Below are 20,776 nucleotides of genomic sequence, written 5' to 3'. Positions count from 1 at the left end.
TAAAGTGCGGTCAAAAACATCATGTTTTTTGACCGCACTTTTTATATGTAATTAAGGCTTATGGAATAAGATAGCCCAATTATTTCCCCGTATAATTATCTATTAACGCTTCCAATGCAGGAATTGGTGCCGAGTTATTATCTTCTACAGCATTATCAAACTTAAATTTTAACGAACCATGATTAAGACGACCAGCACCATAATAGCCTGTTACGCGTTCAGGCACCATAGATGTTGCATCTGGTGTATAGGAATACATTAACGATGAAGTCGTATCAAAATTGTTATAAGTATTACCTCCGTTGAGTGATACTACCGAAGATGGTACTTTCTCATCACGAGAAGTTGCTTGGAAGAAATCAAAGCTTTTATTGTTAGCTGCATAGGTAATTGGAGAATAACTTTCTGCTGTTCCCTTCTCTGCAAAAATACTTCCATATTCTTTTATCATGCCGCCTGCTTCACCAGAGAATTTACCTGCACCATTTGCATCATTACCTTGTCGAGAAATCAAAATAGGCTCTTTCGTTGCCCGGAAATAGTTATTTTCAGAAAATACGCTCGATCCCATCGTTGCACCAATACCATACTTAGCACAACCATCATAGAAATTGTTCCACATATGTACACTCATTGTGCGAACTCGAGCATGACGAGAATCACTGTGGTCAAACCAATTATGATGATAGGTAATGTAATTCGGTCCAGACTCACTCTTCATTCCAGCCATACTTGTTTTTCCTGTATCCCAGAAATGACAATGATCAATTGTAACGAATTTAGAATTTGTCTTCACATCAATGGCGCCATCACCTTTCGCATGATCACCACTTCCAGATTTGCCATAAAAGACATCAATATGGTGAATCCAAATATTAGAATTATCAGTATCAAGTGATATGCCATCATCCATCGCTCGCATAATTCCTAAATTGCGAAACTCGACACTCTTAGCATTTCTGACTAAGAAACCAAAACCATAGATAGTAGCATCTTCTCCAATACCTTCGATGGTAATGTTCATTTCGCTATCAGCTTTCTTTCCTTTAATTTGAATGCCTTCAGAGCTACTTCCAAAGGTATCTGTATCGCCATTTTTTATTAAACCCAGAACTCTCACTACCAATGGCGTAGTAATATTACCTTTCTGATAAGCATTGAGAATAGATTGAAGTCCAGTAAAGGAGCCATTACCTAAATGAGCAGTGACAGTCTTCGCATTGTCTTTATTCACATAAATCACTACTGCATTGGATTTCAGCGAGCCGTCATCGTTATAAGCTCCAACGCCAGAGAAGTCTTTATGGGCAAAACCTTCTCGACTGTAATTTTTCACTTGTAGAGCTGTTACTTCACTAAACAAGGTTTCAACCCCTCCTTTTATCGCCACCACTTTCAATGAATAGCTACCCGCCTTAAGTCCTGGAATATCTGCTCTCATATATCCACTATATGCACGTATCAATTCAGCATCAATAGGCATGTAACCCGTATATTGTCCGCCTTTGATATAAACACGATAGGAATCTACTCCTTCTAAAGGCATCCACTTAACATAAACACTTTCTAACCACCCTTTCGCTTCAATAATACTTACGCCATTGTCAGCAACGTTAGAACTAGCGCTGTTATTAGTACTTTGACCATTCGTTGCAAATAAATTTACGGGATGTTCAACATTCGAGTGAGCCTTATTTACTGAAGGTGATGAACTATCATTCAATGATTGTGCCCCAATAGACATACTCGTACATGCAAGAAGCACTGAGAGTAAAATATTTTTTTTCATATAAATACCCATATTTACTTTAGTTTGATTTAATAGTGACATCTATGAGTTATTTTTTCTTATCACAAAGATAACCATATTTTACAATTCAACATCACTATCGATATTTGTCAGATTATGACTATAATTTCACCAAAATAGAAGTATAAAAAAATATTTTTCTTGAATCTAAATTTTAAGTTCCATTCGCGCCAAATCGCATTCTATGGCATAATTTAGCAAACACAATTAAAGAAGGAAAACAACATGAAAATTTTACACACAATGCTTCGAGTAGGTGATTTAGACCGCTCTATTAAATTTTATCAAGATGTTTTAGGTATGCGTTTATTACGCACAAGTGAAAACCCTGAGTATAAATATACACTTGCTTTTTTAGGTTACGAAGATGGCGAAAGCGCTGCAGAAATTGAATTAACATACAACTGGGGCGTAACGGAATATGATCTTGGTAATGCTTACGGACATATTGCTATTGGTGTAGATGATATTTACGCAACTTGTGAAGCGGTACGTGCTCATGGCGGTAAAGTGACTCGCGAAGCCGGCCCGGTTAAAGGCGGCACAACTGTGATTGCATTCGTTGAAGATCCGGATGGTTATAAGATCGAATTTATCGAAAACAAAAGTGCAAAATCAGCTTTAGGGAATTAAGGAATATATTGTGTCAGATACACCTGAAATTCCTTATCATCACCAATTAAAAAATCGCTTCCGTGGCTACTTTCCTGTCATTATTGATGTGGAAACGGCAGGGTTTGATGCCAAAAAAGATGCACTTTTAGAGCTTGCGGCAATCACCTTAAAAATGGATGAAAATGGCAATTTGCAACCTGATCAAAAATGCCATTTTCATATTGAGCCATTTGAGGGGGCGAATATTAATCCCGAATCACTCAAATTCAATGGGATTGATATTCACAATCCATTACGTGGTGCGGTATCTGAATTAGATGCCATCACAGGATTGTTCCAAATGGTGCGTCGTGGACAAAAAGATGCTGAGTGTCAGCGTTCTATCATCGTGGCACACAACGCGGCTTTTGACCAAAGCTTCGTGATGGCTGCTGCTGAACGTACGGGCGTAAAACGTAATCCATTCCACCCTTTTGGGATGTTTGATACGGCAACACTTGCCGGTTTTATGTTTGGACAAACAGTGCTCGTCAAAGCCTGCCAAGCGGCAAAAATTCCTTTTGATGGTAAACAAGCACACTCTGCGCTATATGATACCGAACGTACGGCAGAATTATTTTGCTATATGGTGAATCATTTAAAAGAGCTTGGTGGTTTCCCGCATATTGCTCAAACAAATGAAACGGAAAAAACAGCTGAAAATCAGACCGCACTTTAATTTTCAAAATTTTTTAGAAAAAAGGCTTGCAATCGTTTTCGGTTTACCGTATTTTAAAAAGTAATTCGATTTAGTTATCTAAATAAGAGAGTTTCAAATGAACTTTATCCTTCGTCACCATCATCGCCATTCAACTGAATAATCTTTCAGGCTGTTGGCGTGCTTGGAAGATTTCTTCCGAGCTGACAAGATAAAGATCAAAAAATCTTACCCCTCGGAAGGCAACTTTCGAGGGGTTTTGTTTTATTATCAATTTACAGGAGTTTATTACTATGCGACATCTAACCTTAAATCAATTTTCTTTTATTATGCGACCTTTTTCTTTTAATTAATCAATAAGGAACAACAATATGCTATCTAATCCCGTTGTTATTTCAATTGTCGTGCTACTGGCGTTAAGCCTACTGCGCGTGAACGTGGTTATCGCACTTGTGATTTCTGCTCTTACAGCTGGCTTATGCGGAGACCTAGGTTTAAGCAAAACCATTGAAGCCTTTACAGGCGGTTTAGGTGGTGGTGCTGAAGTCGCGATGAACTATGCGATGCTCGGTGCATTTGCCATTGCGATTTCAAAATCTGGCATCACTGATTTGCTTGCCTACAAAATTATTACCCGCATGAACAAAACACCAACTGGTAAAAATTTAGCCTGGTTTAAATATATGCTACTTGGTATTTTGCTTTTATTCGCCATTTCATCCCAAAACTTACTCCCAGTGCACATTGCATTTATCCCGATTGTAGTGCCACCTTTACTTTCTATTTTTAACCGTTTAAAAATCGATCGTCGTGCAGTTGCTTGTATTATTACCTTCGGTTTAACCGCAACCTATATGATCTTACCGGTTGGTTTCGGGAAAATCTTTATCGAAAGCGTTTTAGTAAAAAATATCAATCTTGCTGGGGCACCACTCGGTTTACAAACTAGTGTTGGTGAAGTTTCTTTTGCTATGCTTATCCCTGTTATTGGTATGATTCTTGGTTTACTCACTGCCGTATTTGTTACCTATCGCAAACCGCGTGAGTATATTGTGACAACGGCAGAACCAACTACAACTGAAATTGAACAACACATTGCAAACATTAAACCGATTCAAATTACCGCAAGTGCGGTCGCCATTGTCGCGACTTTTGCCACACAGCTTTTCACAAGCTCAACTATCATTGGTGGTTTAGTCGGTTTAGTAATTTTCGGTGCTTTTGGTATTTTCAAACTCAAAGAAAGTAACGACATTTTCCAACAAGGTTTACGCTTAATGGCGATGATTGGCTTTGTGATGATTGCGGCTTCTGGTTTCGCCAATGTGATTAATACCACAAGCGGTGTAAAAGAGCTAGTTGATGCACTTTCAACCGGTGTGATTCAAAGCAAAGGCGTTGCGGCATTCTTAATGCTACTCGTTGGGTTATTGATTACCATGGGTATTGGTTCTTCTTTCTCAACCGTGCCAATTATCACCTCAATTTATGTACCACTTTGTCTCTCTTTTGGTTTCTCACCACTTGCGACAGTGGCTATCGTAGGTGTAGCGGCGGCATTAGGGGATGCGGGTTCACCAGCTTCTGACTCCACTCTTGGTCCAACATCCGGTTTGAATATGGATGGTAAGCACGACCACATTTGGGATTCTGTTGTACCAACCTTTATTCACTACAACATTCCATTATTAGCGTTTGGTTGGATTGCAGCCATGACCCTTTAATCGTTATAATCCCTGCATTCATTATGCGGGGATTTTTTTATGTCTATTCAATCATTACTCAATACGCTCGAACAAAAAGTACAGCAACTGACTCAAGCCTATCAAGCTGACTCTGATAAAAAAATCAACGCTAAATTTAACCGCACTTTATTTACTGAAGATTTTGAAACCGTCGGTTTTTATCTCAAAGAAATCCAGCAAAGCTTAACGAAGCTATGTAACCTTCCCCATCAAAATGAAGAACAAATTGTATTTATGGCTGAACATCTTTTAGGGCAATGTACCGCATTGACTGAAGCCATGAATCGCAAACATAGAAAACCCATTCAACAGAAGAAAACAGAACAACCAGTTACAAGCAGTAAATCACAGCACAGCATTCATCGACTTCCGCCAAGAGAGCGTTTAGAGAAATATTATGAAGCCTTGCAGCAACTCACAGAGAAATACGGAGAAGCTAAAGCACAAGCGGATACGGCTCAAACAGATATTCAACGAGATATGCATAAGCAAACAGCCGCAATTTATTTAACGCGTCGTCAAAAATGTTTAGAAGCCATTGAGACCTTAGAAGAATACCTTGTCTTCAAAGAAGCACAAGAAAGTGCGGTCAAAAAATAAGATTTTTTTGAAATAGACTGAAAAGCAAAAATCCCTAAATCTTTCGACTTAGGGATTTTTTGAATTTGATGGCGGAGGAAGTGAGATTCGAACTCACGGAGGGCGTAAACCCTCGCCGGTTTTCAAGACCGGTGCCTTCAACCACTCGACCATTCCTCCGTGATTTAAGCGAGGTGAATAATACGTTTTTTCCCCCACCCCGTCAAGCAAGAAAATAAAAAAATTATCTGACTGACTACTTTTAAATCACTATGTTTTAAAAATACACAAAATAAAAAACGGAACCTATTGGTTCCGTCTTTATGATTAAGATATTACTCTGCTTTCGCTTGTGTCGGTTCAGAATAAATATGGCTAATTGCACTATGATGTCCTGCCGCGCCTTTACCATTAAAGTAATAACGAGACTCCGTCCATTCTACAATTGGGAATGGTTTAGACTCTTCATCTGGTGCTTTCGCTAATGTCATGGCTGCTTTTGTATGTGGCACGGCTGAAATCGTACCAGCACGACCTGTGAACACATAAGAACTTACAAATTTTGCTTTTTCTTGTGGTTCAACTTCTTCAGTTGTGACTTGAGCAACAGGTTCTGATTTATGATGCAAACGTTCTAATGATTCTTGCACTTTCTGTTGAACCGCTTCATTTGCCGGTTGAGTAATGAAATCTAACGCAGGTTGTGCTTCAACTGATTTCTCTTCCACAACAATACCTGTTGCAGGCGTAATCACACCTTTTTTCGTTTTTTCTTGCTCAAGCAACTCATCCACCGATAAGAAATTATTTTCTTTCGGTGCATTCACAGCAGAATAATCGATGCATACTTTACCGCTTGCTAATTCTGGTGAAGCCACCGCAGCAAATAATGGCATTGGGGATTTCACTTCATTACGACGACGGCGTTGATTATTCGATGCACGTAAATGACGAGGTGTACGACGCTGACGTTCTTGACGTGGTTTATCTTCTGTATTATCAACAGCGTTGTTTTCAACCACGTCATTTTTAATTGCAGAAACTTCAACCGCTTCAATCACATTCTCATTTGCATTATTTGTATTGTCATCAATGCGAACGCGTTTACGTAACTCACGACGTTGACGACGCTCAGCTACCGGTTTCTCTGCCTTTTCTTCTTGACGATTATCATCAGAAACATTCGCTAAATTAACCGCACTTTCTGAAATAACCTCTTCATTAACGTTGCGACGATTACGACGATTATTCACACGCTCACGAGTTGGACGTGCATTTTCTTCGTCTGTATTTTTCGCATTGTCACTATTTTCGTTGCGAGAACGACGATTATTACGACGATCTTGATTACGACGATTATTACGATTGCCGTTACGATTATTACGATTGTTTTGGTTTTTCTCTTCTTCTTTTGGCTCAGAAGCAAATAAACCTTTAATTGCTGCAACAATTTTCGCAAACAGTGAAGGACCTTCGGATTTACGCTCAACTGGTGCTGGCGCTGCCGTTGGGATCGATAGCGATACTGCAGCACTTTCCATCACTTGTTCAGATGTCACGGCTGCTGTTTCAATATTACGTGAAACAAGGGATTCTTCTGGTACGAATGCATCGTCTTGTGCTTCATGGAATTTTGCTAAGTTGTAGCTTAATTCGTTCAGCTCTTCACCTTCACGTACGCGGAACACGCTGAAATGCGGGGTTTCCATCGCTTCATTTGGCACCACGATAATCTCTACATCATGGCGTTTTTCGATACTGCTTACTGCTTTACGTTTTTCGTTAAGTAAGTAAGACGCAATTTGTACCGGCACGATAGTGTGTACTTGTTTGGTATTTTCTTTTAACGCTTCTTCTTCGATTAAACGTAAGATTGAAAGTGATAAACTTTCGTTATCACGTACTTTACCCGTACCTTGACAGCGTGGGCAAACATGGTGAGAAGACTCACCTAATGATGGGCTTAAACGCTGACGTGACATTTCCAACAAGCCGAAGCGAGAAATACGGCTGATTTGAATACGCGCACGGTCTTGACGCACGGCATCACGGATACGGTTTTCTACTTCACGTTGGTGACGAACCGGTGTCATATCGATGAAATCGATAACCACTAACCCACCTAAGTCACGTAAACGTAATTGACGAGCAATCTCATCTGCCGCTTCAAGGTTGGTATTTAATGCGGTTTCTTCAATATCACCACCACGAGTTGAACGCGCCGAGTTGATATCGATCGCCGTTAACGCTTCTGTTACATCAATGACAATCGAACCACCAGAAGGTAAACGTACTTCACGTTGGAAGGCGGATTCAATTTGAGATTCAATTTGATAGTGGCTAAATAGCGGCACTTCGCCTTGATACAGTTTCACACGATTGATGAAATCTGGACGTACAAGTTTGATGTGTGCTTTTGCTTTTTCAAATACTTTCGGACTATCAATTAAGATCTCACCGATATCACGACGCAAGTAATCACGGATTGCACGAACGATCACATCACTTTCTTGATGAATTAAAAATGGTGCTGGACGGCTTTGTGAAGCTTGTTTAATTGCTTCCCAATGATGTAAAAGTACTTTTAGGTCCCATTGCAATTCTTCTGGTGATTTACCTACACCCGCTGTACGCACGATGAGACCAACGCCTTCCGGTACATCTAAAGAACTCAATGCTTCTTTTAATTCGATACGTTCATCGCCTTCAATGCGACGAGAGATACCACCTGCACGCGGATTGTTTGGCATAATCACCAAATAACTACCAGCAAGGGAAACAAAAGTGGTTAAGGCCGCGCCTTTATTGCCGCGTTCTTCCTTGTTCACCTGAACGATCACTTCTTGACCTTCGGTCAAAATATCACGGATATTTGGACGACCTTGGAACACATAATCAGCAGGGAAATACTCACGGGCAATTTCTTTTAAAGGAAGGAAGCCATGGCGCTCTGCACCATAATCCACAAAGGCTGCTTCTAAACTCGGCTCTACGCGAGTGATTTTTCCTTTGTAAATATTCGCTTTTTTCTGTTCATGACCTGGACTTTCAATATCCAAGTCGAATAAACGCTGGCCATCGACCAACGCAACGCGCAACTCTTCTTTTTGAGTCGCATTGATTAACATTCTTTTCATTGTCAATTTCTCGTTTTGAATTATCTAAAATACCTTGAAAATTAACCGCACTTTACAGATTTACTGACCTTAGCCATCGACCTCGTGTTTCTCGCGAACAGTCAATCTCACGACTGTGTGTTGCTGGGTGCATTGATAGCATACTCAATTGTTATCTAAGACAATTTTCGTAAAACAATGCGGTGTGTTAATTACGCATTGCAAGGAAGCGTCAACCTTCAAGAAAAATATGTTGATTATCAATGTCTTATGCCATTCGCCGCATTGAGTTTTGACCAACATACAAAATCGCTTTCTAAATGCCAAATTTTAGGCGCAGAAAGACGCTCTATTATCCACATTCGGGGCTAAATTAGCAAGGCATTCTTGCTATTATCACCAGGGATATTGTGATATGATTCAGCCCAATTTTTAAAGGACAGATTCAATGACTGAAAAACAAGAAAAAATCATCAATCAATCCGTCAAAATGCTCACTATTTCTGAAGATGAAGCAGGACAACGCATTGATAATTATTTATTGGCAAAATTAAAAGGTGTACCAAAAAGTTTGATTTATCGCATTCTGCGTAAAGGCGAAGTGCGTGTAAACAAAGGGCGAATCAAACCTGAATATAAATTACAAAATGGTGATGTGGTGCGTGTGCCACCTGTTCGTGTTTCTGAAAAAAATACTGCCCCAATTTCTAAAAACTTGAATAAAGTCGCCTCCCTTGAAAGCCATATTATTTTTGAAGATGATTGTTTATTAGTATTGAACAAACCTTCCGGCATAGCGGTTCATGGTGGGAGTGGTTTGAATTTTGGTGTGATTGAGGCCTTGCGTGCATTACGTCCTGAAGCCCGCTTTTTAGAATTGGTTCACCGTTTAGACAGAGATACATCGGGTATTTTATTAGTCGCAAAAAAACGCTCTACCTTACGCAACTTACACGAACAACTTCGTGTTAAAACCGTGCAAAAAGATTATCTCGCACTCGTACGCGGCCAATGGCAATCTCATGTAAAAGTCGTGCAAGCGCCTTTATTGAAAAATGAACTGGCCAGTGGTGAACGCATCGTCAAAGTCAGTGAGCAAGGTAAACCTTCAGAAACGCGATTTGCTATCGAAGAACGTTATCAAAATGCGACCTTAGTAAAAGCTTCACCCGTAACGGGACGGACCCATCAGATCCGAGTTCATACCCAATATGCCGGTCACCCGATTGCGCTGGATGATAAATACGGTGATAAAGAATTTGATAAATATATGCAAGATCTCGGGCTTAATCGCTTGTTTTTACATGCGTTTTCTATTCGCTTTGAGCACCCTAAAACGGGTGAAACATTACGCCTTAATGCTCAACTAGACGAAAAAATGAAAGCAATTCTGAAAAAACTGCGTGAAAGCAAAGAGATAAACCCATAGACAAGAAAAATGTTTATTGTTATATTTGATGACGGAGACAACTCGTTTCTATCATTAATTAACATATAACAACAAAGGATAGCAAAATGGCAAAAGGACAATCATTACAAGATCCTTATTTGAATGCGTTACGCCGTGAACGTATTCCTGTTTCGATTTATCTCGTTAATGGGATTAAATTACAGGGTCAAATCGAATCATTCGACCAATTCGTGATTTTATTAAAAAACACGGTTAATCAAATGGTGTACAAACACGCAATTTCGACTGTGGTTCCAGCACGTTCTGTTTCTCACCACAATAATGGCGGTCATCATGCAGCACAAACTTCTGATGCTGTAGCGGAAGTAGAAACACAAGCAGAATAATTCTGTTCAATGAACGATTTCATCAGTTTAAGTGCGGTTGAAAATTCACCTGAAATTTCAACCGCACTTTCGTCATCTAAAACAGTCGACAATAGCCAATCGACAAAAGATAAAGCTGTCGTCGTACATGTTTTCTTTTCCCAAAATAAAAACATTGAAGATCTACAAGAATTCCAACTTTTAGCGGAATCTGCCAATGTTGAGATTTTACAAATCATCACCACGAGCCGTGCTACACCACAAGCAAAATATTTTATCGGTGAGGGGAAAGCACAAGAAATTGCTGATGCAGTGAAAGCCTTAGATGCCGATGTTGTTTTGGTGAATCATCAATTAACCCCTGCACAAACCCGTAATTTAGAAAGCATTTGCCAATGTCGTGTAGTGGATCGCACTGGGGTGATTTTAGATATCTTTGCCCAACGAGCCCGATCACACGAAGGGAAATTGCAAGTTGAATTAGCTCAACTTAAGCATTTATCCACTCGATTAGTCCGCCGAAAAACAGGTTTAGATCAGCAAAAAGGTGCAGTTGGATTGCGTGGCCCTGGCGAAACGCAGTTAGAAACGGATCGCCGTTTAATCAAGGTTCGTATCGCACAGTTGCAAAATCGTTTGGCGAAAGTCGAAAAACAACGCAATCAAAATCGCCAAACACGACAAAAAGCGGATATTCCGACCATTTCCTTAGTAGGCTACACCAATGCGGGGAAATCGACACTCTTCAATTTCATCACGCAAGCCAATGTCTATGCGGCAGATCAGCTTTTTGCCACCCTCGATCCCACATTAAGACGTTTGCAAATTCAAGATGTTGGCACAGCGATTCTCGCCGATACCGTTGGTTTCGTTCGCCAACTTCCCCATGATTTAGTTTCCGCTTTTAAATCTACCTTGCAAGAAACGGTAGAAGCCAGTTTGTTATTGCATGTCATTGATGCAGCAGACGCTCGAAAGATCGAAAATATTGAAGCCGTGAATTTAGTATTGGAAGAAATTAAGGCTGACAAAGTACCAGTATTGCTGGTATATAACAAAATCGATTTATTGGAAAATGTGGCACCCCATATTGAATATGATGATGAGAATAAGCCCGTTGCCGTTTATCTTTCAGCACATTCAGGTGAAGGATTAGAGCTGCTACTTGAAGCCATTAAAGTGCGGTTGAAAAATGAGATACTTTCTTTCACCCTTACACTGCTCCCACAAGAGGGAAAAATTCGCCACGCGCTCTATCAATTAAATAGCATTCGTCACGAACAAATTTCAGATGAGGGTGAATTTATCCTCAATGTACAAATTGATAAAGTCGAATGGCTCAAACTTTGTAAACAATTCCCTAAACTGTCAGAAATTATTTACTAATACCGTATTGTTTTAATTTATTGGCAATCGCCGTGTGTGATACACCTAATCGTTGTGCCAATTTACGCGTACTTGGATACTGGGCATAAAATGCACGCAATACACTCGCCTCATATTGTCCCATGATCTCATCCAGCGTTTGCTCACCAAAATCCTCCGCAGAAATGACCGCACTTTGTACGGGTTTTAAATTTAAACTTTCAATATCAAGCTGGTTATTTTTCGCTAAGGAACAGGCGCGATACAAGACATTGTAAAGCTCTCGCACATTACCTTGCCAAGGCTGCCCTTTTAAATAATTCAGAAAATCAGCATTATATTGCGGCATTGAAATCTTAAGCTGAGCACTTATTTCTTGTAAAAAACCGTCCGTTAAAGGTTGAATATCCTCCACTCGCTCACGCAAAGGCGGCACATTTAGCGCTAAAACATTTAAGCGATGGAATAAATCACTGCGTAATTTCCCTTGCTCTAACAGTTTTTCCATAGGTTCTTGTGAAGTACAAATCACTCGAACATTCGCATGATGTTCTTTTTCTTCACCCACTCGACGGAAAGAACCATCCGTTAAAAAACGCAATAATTTTGCCTGTAAACTTAATGAAAGCTCAGCAATGCCATCCAGCAACACCGTGCCTTCGTTAGCATATTCAAAAAAACCAGTGGTTTCACTATCACCTACTTTACGCCCAAACATTTCACTTTCCGCATCTTCATCCGGCAAGCCGGCACAATTTACCGCAATGAATTTTTTCTCACGACGCAAGCTCGCAAAATGGCAAGCTTTTGCTAATAAGTCTTTACCCGTACCCGTTTCACCTTGAATTAAAAGCGGCACATCAAACATCGCAAAACGTTGTGCATTTTCGACCGTACTTTTCATGGAAAGGCTTTGAGTGACAAAGCAAGAGAAAGGATCTTGTGGATTAAATGTCAGCATAAAATAAGCTCAATTTTATTGAATGATGCCAATATGATAGGGAGTTTATTGATATGTGTAAAGATTAATTTACATATAAAAAGGGCAATCCTTGACTGCCCTTTTAGATGGTTTTTTGTATTATTTTTTTACTGCACGATCAAGTTCTTGTGCGATGGTTTCCATGCTTTCTAAACCACCAAACGCAAGATACCAATTGGCTGCATCAAGATACACAATATGTCCATCTTTATACGCTTTGGTTTGTTTGATGATATCGTTATCTAATACTTTTTGTGCGTTGTTAGCTTTTTCTGTAATCGCCGCTGTACGATCCACGACAAGTAAAAAGTCTGGATTTTTTTCTAAGATATATTCAAAACCAACACTTTGTCCGTGCGTAGACGATTTGATGCTGTCATCAATCGGTTTAAAACCAAATTTTTGATACACCATACCATAACGAGAACCATCACCAAAGGCACTGATTTTACTTTCATTAACAAGTACCAATAAGGCGGTTTTACCTTTCGCATCTTTGGCGACTTGGTCAACCTTACTTTCTAATGCTGAAAGTTTTTCTTTCGCAACATTTTCTTTACCAAAGATCTGACCAAGTGCGGTCACATTTTGTTGAAAACTCGGGTAGTAATTCGTGTAGTCATTTTCAACATTAAATACTGGCGCAATTTCTTTAAATTTGTCGATCATTTTTTCTTGACGTTTAGACGCGATGATCAAATCCGGATTGAGTTCATTAATTTGCTCCAATGATTGTTCTTTCAAATCACCGACATTCTTATATTTTTTGTCTGCAAATTCTGAAAGATAGTTTGGAATTTTTCCACTTTGTGGGAAGCCCACGATTTTATCTTGTACACCTAATGCACGAAGTGTGTCTGCCGCCCCAAAATCAAGCACAATGACACGCTGTGGATTTTGTGGCACAACCTGTTTTCCAGCGGCATTTTCAACGGTAATATCTGCTGCTTGAGCAACACCGACCAAAGCAAAAAGTGAAAGTGCTAATGTTGATAGTGTTTTTTTCATGAAGATTTCCTTATTTATCTAAAATAAACGGCAATTTTATGGTTGTCGATATCCTGAATAGGTATCGCCATATCATAAATATCTTGTAGCACGGGTGATTGCATAATGTGGTTAACTTCCCCTTGGTGTACCAATTTTCCATTTTTCATGGCAACAATGTAGTCTGAGTAACAAGAGGCAAAATTAATATCGTGAATCACAATCACCACGGTTTTGTTGAGTTCTGTCGCTAATTTGCGCAAAACTTGCATGATCTGCACTGAATGTTTCATATCCAGATTATTTAATGGTTCATCCAATAAAATATAATCCGTATCTTGTGCAAGCGTCATCGCAATATAAGCGCGTTGTCGCTGACCACCACTTAAGTTGTCGATATATTGATGACGAATATCATCTAAATTCATATAGGCAATGGCATTATCAATAAAAGTGCGGTCAGTTTGGGTTAAGTTTCCTTTGCTATAAGGAAAACGGCCAAAAGCGACTAAATCTTCAATGGTTAGACGCAAATTAATGTTGTTCGTTTGCTTTAAAATCGCAAGTTGTTTTGCAATATCGCTACTTTTCTTACGATTGAGCAATTCACCGTTGAGATAGATCTCGCCACTATCAGCATTCAACAAACGGCTCATAATAGACAGCACCGTACTCTTCCCCGCGCCATTCGGCCCGATAAAAGACGTAATTTTCCCCGTAGGAATGGTGATGGACACATTATCCACCACCTTTTTGCTTCCGTAACTTTTAGTAATATTGCGAATTTCTATTGCCATTTTTTGTTTGCTCTTAATAACAAATAAATAAAGTACACGCCACCGACAAAATTAACGATGATGCTTAATGTCGTGCGGAACGTAAAAATATGGGTCACTAATAATTGTCCTAAAACCAAGGTTATGATGGAAATTAACATCGCGGCAGGAATTAAGACTTTATGGCGATAATCACGAATAAATTCAAAGGTCACATTCATTACCAATAACCCAAGGAAAGTAAGTGGACCAACAAGTGCGGTCGACACTGACGTTAAAATTGCCACGAGAATTAATAGGACTTTTAAGGTCTTTTGATAATCAATCCCTAAATTAATAGCATTTTCTCTTCCTAACGCCAACACATCAAAGCAATGCCAATATCTCAAACTGAAAACAATTGTCACCACTAAAATGACTAATGCCACCCACAAGATTTGTGTATTGATTCGGTTGAAGCTTGCAAAGCCAATATCTTGTGCGATCTGGAATTCATTTGGATCAATCAACACTTCCATAAACGTCGTTAAGCTGCCAAAGAAGGTGCCGAAAATAATCCCAACAAGCAATAAGAAGAAAATATTTTGGTTTTCTTTCTTAAACAGGAAGTGATAAAGCGCTAATGAAAACGCCATCATTAATCCCGTACACAATACAAACAAGGCAATGGAATTCATTGAAAGCAATGTGGTCGAACCGAAAAGGAAAATAATCGCCGTTTGAATCAATAAATACAGCGAATCTAACCCTAAAATACTTGGGGTAAGAATTCGGTTATTCACAACCGTTTGGAAGATCATCGTAGCAAGTGCAATTGCAGCACCTGTGATCACAATCGCAATTAATGATAAGGCACGATTTTCCAAGGCATATTGCCAACGGTTCGGTAAGTTGTAGCCTAAATAAAGTGCAAGAGAAACCATGGCTAACAACGACAATACAATCAGTTGAGAAGAAGATTTCTTAGCCATTTCTATACCGTTTTAATAATAAAAATAAGAAGATACCACTGCCAAATACACCAACTACGGCATTAATGGAAATCTCATAAGGATAAATCACACTTCGACCTAAGATATCGCAGAATAAAACAAATACAGCACCTAACAAGGCTGTATGAGATAACACTTTCTTCAAGTTATCCCCTAAATAAAGGGTGACGATATTCGGAATAATTAGCCCTAAGAAAGGGATCACACCCACAGACACGATAATAATCGAAGACACCACCGCCACAATGAGCAATCCGAGATAAAGTACTTGGTTGTAATTTAGACCAAGATTAACCGCAAAGTCTTTCCCCATCCCGACAATAGAAAAACGATGCGCAAATAAATAAGCCACGATGAGTGTAGGAATACTGAAATACAACAATTCATAACGACCAGACATCACAAGCGAAAAATCCCCTTGTAACCATCCCGATAAGTTTTGTAACAAGTCTTCTTTGTAAGCAATAAAGGCGGTAATCGAGCTAATAATATTACCAAACATAATCCCTACTAAAGGTACAAAAATGGTGTCCTTGAATTTCAAACGGGACAGAATCGTCATAAATAACAATGTACCAAGGAAAGAGACGATCACTGCAATCGCGGTTTTTAACAACATTGAGGCCGTTGGGAAAAATAGCATCGCCATTAAAATCCCTAATCTTGCACTATCCATGGTGCCCGCAGTGGTGGGAGAAACAAATCGGTTTCGACTGAGTTGCTGCATCACTAAGCCACAAATACTTAAGGATGCACCCGCAATCAAGATACTGATTAAACGAGGCACTCGACTGATGAAAAATATCTGCCATTGATTACCTTCAAAATTCAGTAACCCTTGCAGATTAACAGTACTTACCCCGAGAAAAAGTGAAACAAAGGAAAGCACGATCAAAAGAAAAATCAGATAACGTCGCTTAATCATAAAAATGAGAATAATTCTAAAATGCAAAAAGAATAGCATATTGAAGGAAAAGAGAAAAGATGAAGTGCGGTCAGTTTTCGGCTAATTTTTAGGCGTATAAAAAATGCGGTCAAATTTGACCGCACTTTATTCGCTATAATTTTAATGTTCTTTCAACTTCTTTCGCTCGAACTAAGAATTGCTTACGTTCTGCTGTTGCCATTCCACTGCTGGTACCTGGCAATTTCACCGTAAGCGGGTTCACCGCACGTTCATTAATATGAAACTCATAGTGTAAGTGTGGACCGGTTGAAATCCCTGTATTACCGGTTAATGCAATACGCTCCCCTTTCTTCACAGTTTGACCTGCACTCACCAAAGCACGACTTAAATGCATATACACCGTTTGATATTCACGACCATGGCGTATCACCACATAACGTCCTGCACCACCTGCTTGATAAGCCACTTTTTCTACCACACCTTCTGCTGGCGCAATAACTGGCGTGCCTGGTGAAACAGCAAAGTCCACCCCTTTATGCGGTCGAACACGTCCTGTTACCGGATGTCGGCGATTTGGGTTAAATGGTGATGAAATACGCGCTTGACGTTGCAATGGATAACGTGCAAAGCCTTTACCAAGGGTTTCCCCTTGCTTATCGTAGTAACGACCATTGGCGGCTTGAATACCATAATAGCTCTTACCATCTGCCATGATGTGAATGGCTTCAACGTTACCTTGACCGGTTAATTTATCACCTAAATATTCACGTGATACTAAAATCGCAAATTTGGTGCCTTTACTGAGTTTTTGAAGACTTACCTGCCACTGTAACGCAGAGCTTAACTGGCTGATTTGACGACCATCCAAACCTAAATCACGCAAACTTGATGCAAAAGATCCGTTAATCGTGCCTTTTAGCACCTCTTTCTTCCAGATACTTTTCTTCTCTAGAATTTGGCGTTTAAACTTACCGTCTTCCGTGCGTTCATAAATACGTTCTTCTTTTTCAGACACCAACCAGTTTAAATACTCCAGCTGATCTTCTTTATCTAAAATCCAATAGAACTGCTGACCGGCGCGTAAGTTTTTTAATTCAGGATATTCGGCAATTAAATTTTTCGCCGTATCATCTTCTAAACCAGAAAGCTCTAACACGTCTTTTAAAGAGTCGCCACGCACCACGGTATGACTAAATTGATCGGTAATACGCAATGCCTGATCAGCTACATCTAAAATGCCACTGAGCGCATCTTGTGCATCTTTTGGCAAATCAGTTAGCTCATCAAACTGTGGTTTAATTTCATCTACTTCATCATCTTTGGCTTGAAGATCATCATCGTAAGAAGTCGCATCTTCCGTATTCGCATTCTGCTTAGTTTCAGGATGTTCGCCTGCTTGAGTTTGTTGCTTATCTGATTCTGTTTTTTCAGGTGTAAGGGATTGATATTGAACGTTATCCACCATCTCTGGCTCAAGATTACTTTGCAAAGAAGGATCATAATCAGCGGTATCTTTAAAAGCGAGGAAAATACCCGTTAAAATAAGCAAAAGTGCGGCAAAAAAAATCGCCGCTTTTATACGGGATTTTCGTTTCCGTCGATCTCTAGCTAATTTAACGTGTTGCAAAATAGATACCTTTAAAATGAATAAAAAGCTTTTCGCTCTTCAGACTACAAACTCTAAAAAAAATTCATTTTACCCTAAAAATGTCAAATCTTATGCCTAAATATTAGGCATAGTCAGAATTTCTTGAGAAAAACAAGGAAATGAGCTATTTTAGTGAGCCATTTTTAAAGGGGGGATTATGCAGATTCACGCCATTCAACCAGCCCAACCAACACCATTAATTACGCTGAAAAATATCAATGTGGTCTTTGAACAAAAGACAGCATTACGGGATATTAATTTCAGCATTTATCCTAATTCAATTATCACCATTGTAGGCCCAAATGGTGGGGGGAAATCGACCCTCTTGAAAACCTTATTAAAATTACAACCGCCGACATCCGGTGAGGTGATTTATAGCACCAATGTCAGAATTGGCTATGTCCCACAAAAAATTCACCTCGATCACAGCTTACCAATGACGGTTGAGCGTTTTCTGGCACTCAAAAAAGGGGTTAAAACGCAAGAAATATCAACCGCACTTGAGCAACTCTCTATCACTCATTTGAGAAAAAATAATATGCAAAAACTCTCAGGTGGGGAAATGCAACGCGTGTTATTAGCTCGTGCGATTTTGAACAAACCCAATTTACTGGTGCTAGATGAACCAACTCAAGGGGTCGATATTAATGGTCAAGCTGAACTTTATCAGCTGATTCACCGTACTCAACAAGCCTTAAATTGTGCGGTTTTAATGGTTTCCCATGATTTGCATATCGTGATGGCGGACAGTAAAGAAGTGTTGTGCATCAATCAACATATTCGCTGTGCCGGCACACCCGAAAGTTTATCGAATGATCCAACATTTATACGCCTTTGGGGCAACCAAATCTCACAAAATGTGGGCTTTTATACGCACCATCATAATCATCATAATATGCACGGTGATGTTTGTAGTTGCAGTGCCAATCCATCTGAATGCCAACAATAAGGAAAAATCATGTTTGAGATTTTATTTCCCGCCTTGCTTACAGGCTTACTGCTTTCCTTAATTACCGCACCACTGGGTGCTTTTGTGGTGTGGCGTAAAATGGCTTATTTTGGTGATACCCTTTCCCACTCAGCCTTGCTTGGTGTGGCGTTAGGGATTTTCTTACAAATTAACCCTTATGTTGCCATTGTAATTTTGACGATTATTCTCGCCGTATTAATGGTTTGGCTCGAAAGTAACACGCAATTTTCAGTGGATACCCTTTTAGGCATTATCGCACACAGTTGTCTTTCCCTTGGTGTGGTTACGGTTGGCTTACTAAAAAATGTCCGCGTAGACTTAATGAGTTATCTTTTTGGGGATTTGCTCGCCATTAATTTTAACGACTTACCTTATATTGGCACGGGTGTCCTCATTGTATTAGGCACACTGCTTTACTTCTGGCAAGCCTTACTCTCCACCACTGTCTCACCTGAACTGGCTCAAGTGGAAGGCATTAACATCAAAAAAATGCGATTTATCTTGATGATTTTGACCGCACTTACAATCGCATTAAGTATGAAGTTTGTTGGAGCCCTGATTATTACATCACTATTAATTATTCCAGCTGCAACAGCAAGACGTTTTGCAAAGACACCTGAACAAATGGTATTTATTGCCATTTTAATCAGTATGCTTTCCGTCGTTGGCGGGTTATTCCTTTCCGCCTTTTATGATACCGCTGCGGGGCCTTCTGTCGTGATTTGTTCCGCATTTTTGTTTTTGTTATCATTACTAAAAAAGGAATATTTATAATCCGCTCCAACCAGTGAAAACCATTTGCACCGCACCTTAAATCTTGATAAAGTGCGGGCAACTTTTGACGATATTTTAGGATAAGAAATGAGCCAAGAATATTTAGATTTTGAATTACCTATTGCTGAACTTGAAGCCAAAATTGAAGCGCTACGTTCAGCATCTGATGACAAAATTGATTTACACGATGAAATTAAACGCTTACAAAAGAAAAGCGATGAATTAACCAAAAAAACCTTTGCAAATCTTGATGCATGGCAGGTTTCTCGTATGGCACGTCACCCAAATCGTCCATACACGCTTGATTATATCGAACATATTTTTACTGATTTCCAAGAACTTGCAGGCGATCGTGCCTTTGCAGATGATAAAGCAATCGTAGGTGGTCTTGCTCGTTTAGATGGTCGCGCAGTAATGATTATCGGCCACCAAAAAGGTCGTACAGTAAAAGACAAAGTGACTCGTAACTTTGGTATGCCTGCACCTGAAGGTTATCGTAAAGCTTTACGTTTAATGCAAATGGCTGAGCGTTTCAACTTACCTATTATTACCTTTATCGACACGCCAGGGGCTTACCCGGGTATCGGTGCGGAAGAACGTGGTCAATCTGAAGCGATTGCTCGTAACTTACGTGAAATGTCTACCTTAAAAGTACCTGTTATCTGTACCGTAATTGGTGAAGGCGGTTCCGGTGGTGCGTTAGCCATTGGTGTGGGTGACAAAGTGAATATGTTGCAATATTCAACTTATTCCGTTATTTCACCAGAAGGTTGTGCGTCTATCTTATGGAAGAGTGCAGAAAAAGCCTCTACCGCAGCAGAAGTCATGGGCTTAACTGCAACTCGTTTAAAAGAGTTAGGTTTAATTGATAATATCGTTCCAGAGCCATTAGGTGGTGCACATCGTAATTATCATGAAATGGCACGCAATTTAAAACAATGTCTTGTTGAAGAACTAAACGAATTAGATACTTTCGACAAAGATGGCTTATTAGAAAGACGTTACGAACGTTTAATGTCTTACGGTTATTGTTAATA

At 39.6% G+C, this 20,776-nt stretch carries 18 protein-coding genes, 1 tRNA gene and 1 other annotated feature; of the genes, 10 read left to right on the top strand and 9 right to left on the bottom strand.

Annotated elements, in window-relative coordinates:
• Positions 1-79: 79 nt before the first annotated feature.
• Positions 80-1,789 (bottom strand): pectate lyase family protein, encoded by a 1,710-nt coding sequence (locus HMPREF3279_RS07465; protein WP_257283929.1) that lies wholly within the window; start codon positions 1,787-1,789, stop codon positions 80-82.
• A 246-nt stretch (positions 1,790-2,035) separates the two neighbouring features.
• Here HMPREF3279_RS07465 and gloA point away from each other — a divergent pair, with 246 nt between their 5' ends.
• From gloA to priC, 4 genes are all read left to right on the top strand, one after another.
• Positions 2,036-2,443 (top strand): lactoylglutathione lyase, encoded by a 408-nt coding sequence (gene gloA, locus HMPREF3279_RS07460; protein WP_070868767.1) that lies wholly within the window; start codon positions 2,036-2,038, stop codon positions 2,441-2,443.
• Positions 2,444-2,453: 10 nt separating this feature from the next.
• Positions 2,454-3,143, top strand: coding sequence for a ribonuclease T (rnt, locus tag HMPREF3279_RS07455; RefSeq protein WP_083327180.1), 690 nt, complete (start codon positions 2,454-2,456; stop codon positions 3,141-3,143).
• Positions 3,144-3,260: 117 nt separating this feature from the next.
• Positions 3,261-3,387, top strand: a sequence feature (His leader region).
• A gap of 106 nt (positions 3,388-3,493) precedes the next feature.
• Positions 3,494-4,846: a Na+/H+ antiporter family protein gene (locus HMPREF3279_RS07450; RefSeq protein WP_070868765.1), complete on the top strand. Its 1,353-nt coding sequence runs from the start codon at positions 3,494-3,496 to the stop codon at positions 4,844-4,846.
• 39 nt (positions 4,847-4,885) lie between these two features.
• Positions 4,886-5,467: a primosomal replication protein PriC gene (gene priC, locus HMPREF3279_RS07445; RefSeq protein ID WP_070868764.1), complete on the top strand. Its 582-nt coding sequence runs from the start codon at positions 4,886-4,888 to the stop codon at positions 5,465-5,467.
• A gap of 69 nt (positions 5,468-5,536) precedes the next feature.
• Here priC and HMPREF3279_RS07440 read toward each other — a convergent pair.
• Positions 5,537-5,626: transfer RNA gene (locus HMPREF3279_RS07440), tRNA-Ser, on the bottom strand.
• 155 nt (positions 5,627-5,781) lie between these two features.
• On the bottom strand, positions 5,782-8,583 hold the full coding sequence (gene rne / locus HMPREF3279_RS07435; RefSeq protein ID WP_070868763.1) for a ribonuclease E: 2,802 nt from the start codon (positions 8,581-8,583) through the stop codon (positions 5,782-5,784).
• Between the two features lie 427 nt (positions 8,584-9,010).
• On the opposite strand from rne, the gene rluC reads away from it, so the two are divergent.
• The 3 genes from rluC to hflX all read left to right on the top strand — a co-directional run bounded on the left by rluC (position 9,011) and on the right by hflX (position 11,724).
• Complete coding sequence (rluC, locus tag HMPREF3279_RS07430) at positions 9,011-9,991, top strand: 23S rRNA pseudouridine(955/2504/2580) synthase RluC (protein WP_070868762.1); 981 nt, start codon at positions 9,011-9,013, stop codon at positions 9,989-9,991.
• Positions 9,992-10,077: 86 nt separating this feature from the next.
• Positions 10,078-10,359 carry an RNA chaperone Hfq gene (gene hfq / locus HMPREF3279_RS07425; RefSeq protein ID WP_070868761.1) on the top strand — a complete coding sequence of 94 codons (282 nt, stop codon included), beginning with the start codon at positions 10,078-10,080 and terminating at the stop codon, positions 10,357-10,359.
• A gap of 9 nt (positions 10,360-10,368) precedes the next feature.
• Positions 10,369-11,724 (top strand): ribosome rescue GTPase HflX, encoded by a 1,356-nt coding sequence (gene hflX, locus HMPREF3279_RS07420; protein ID WP_070868760.1) that lies wholly within the window; start codon positions 10,369-10,371, stop codon positions 11,722-11,724.
• On the opposite strand, the gene HMPREF3279_RS07415 is transcribed toward hflX, so the two are convergent.
• The 6 genes from HMPREF3279_RS07415 to mepM form a co-directional block, all read right to left on the bottom strand.
• The gene (locus tag HMPREF3279_RS07415) at positions 11,714-12,664 is read right to left on the bottom strand and encodes a sigma 54-interacting transcriptional regulator (protein ID WP_070868759.1); all 951 of its coding nucleotides are present in this window, start codon (positions 12,662-12,664) and stop codon (positions 11,714-11,716) included. The two genes, hflX and HMPREF3279_RS07415, sit on opposite strands and share 11 nt — an antisense overlap.
• 120 nt (positions 12,665-12,784) lie before the next feature.
• On the bottom strand, positions 12,785-13,693 hold the full coding sequence (locus HMPREF3279_RS07410) for a siderophore ABC transporter substrate-binding protein (RefSeq protein WP_070868758.1): 909 nt from the start codon (positions 13,691-13,693) through the stop codon (positions 12,785-12,787).
• A gap of 14 nt (positions 13,694-13,707) precedes the next feature.
• Entirely contained in the window at positions 13,708-14,469 is a 762-nt protein-coding gene (locus HMPREF3279_RS07405) for an iron ABC transporter ATP-binding protein (protein WP_070868757.1), read from the bottom strand.
• Complete coding sequence (locus tag HMPREF3279_RS07400; protein ID WP_070868756.1) at positions 14,460-15,419, bottom strand: iron chelate uptake ABC transporter family permease subunit; 960 nt, start codon at positions 15,417-15,419, stop codon at positions 14,460-14,462. The genes HMPREF3279_RS07405 and HMPREF3279_RS07400 overlap by 10 nt, the downstream gene beginning before the upstream one ends.
• Positions 15,412-16,365 carry an ABC transporter permease gene (locus HMPREF3279_RS07395; protein WP_070868755.1) on the bottom strand — a complete coding sequence of 318 codons (954 nt, stop codon included), beginning with the start codon at positions 16,363-16,365 and terminating at the stop codon, positions 15,412-15,414. The genes HMPREF3279_RS07400 and HMPREF3279_RS07395 overlap by 8 nt, the downstream gene beginning before the upstream one ends.
• 133 nt (positions 16,366-16,498) lie before the next feature.
• Positions 16,499-17,974, bottom strand: coding sequence for a murein DD-endopeptidase MepM (gene mepM / locus HMPREF3279_RS07390; RefSeq protein ID WP_070868754.1), 1,476 nt, complete (start codon positions 17,972-17,974; stop codon positions 16,499-16,501).
• A 178-nt stretch (positions 17,975-18,152) separates the two neighbouring features.
• Here mepM and znuC point away from each other — a divergent pair, with 178 nt between their 5' ends.
• From znuC to accA, 3 genes are all read left to right on the top strand, one after another.
• Entirely contained in the window at positions 18,153-18,944 is a 792-nt protein-coding gene (gene znuC / locus HMPREF3279_RS07385) for a zinc ABC transporter ATP-binding protein ZnuC (RefSeq protein ID WP_049369153.1), read from the top strand.
• Between the two features lie 9 nt (positions 18,945-18,953).
• Positions 18,954-19,739: a zinc ABC transporter permease subunit ZnuB gene (znuB, locus tag HMPREF3279_RS07380; protein ID WP_005699689.1), complete on the top strand. Its 786-nt coding sequence runs from the start codon at positions 18,954-18,956 to the stop codon at positions 19,737-19,739.
• Between the two features lie 87 nt (positions 19,740-19,826).
• The gene (gene accA / locus HMPREF3279_RS07375) at positions 19,827-20,774 is read left to right on the top strand and encodes an acetyl-CoA carboxylase carboxyl transferase subunit alpha (RefSeq protein WP_049369151.1); all 948 of its coding nucleotides are present in this window, start codon (positions 19,827-19,829) and stop codon (positions 20,772-20,774) included.
• Positions 20,775-20,776 lie beyond the last annotated feature (2 nt).

It is taken from the genome of Haemophilus sp. HMSC71H05 (genome assembly GCF_001838635.1).
Lineage (GTDB): Bacteria > Pseudomonadota > Gammaproteobacteria > Enterobacterales > Pasteurellaceae > Haemophilus_D > Haemophilus_D parainfluenzae_R.
Note: the sequence above shows the minus strand (reverse complement) of the source record. Positions and strands in the feature narration are given on the sequence as shown.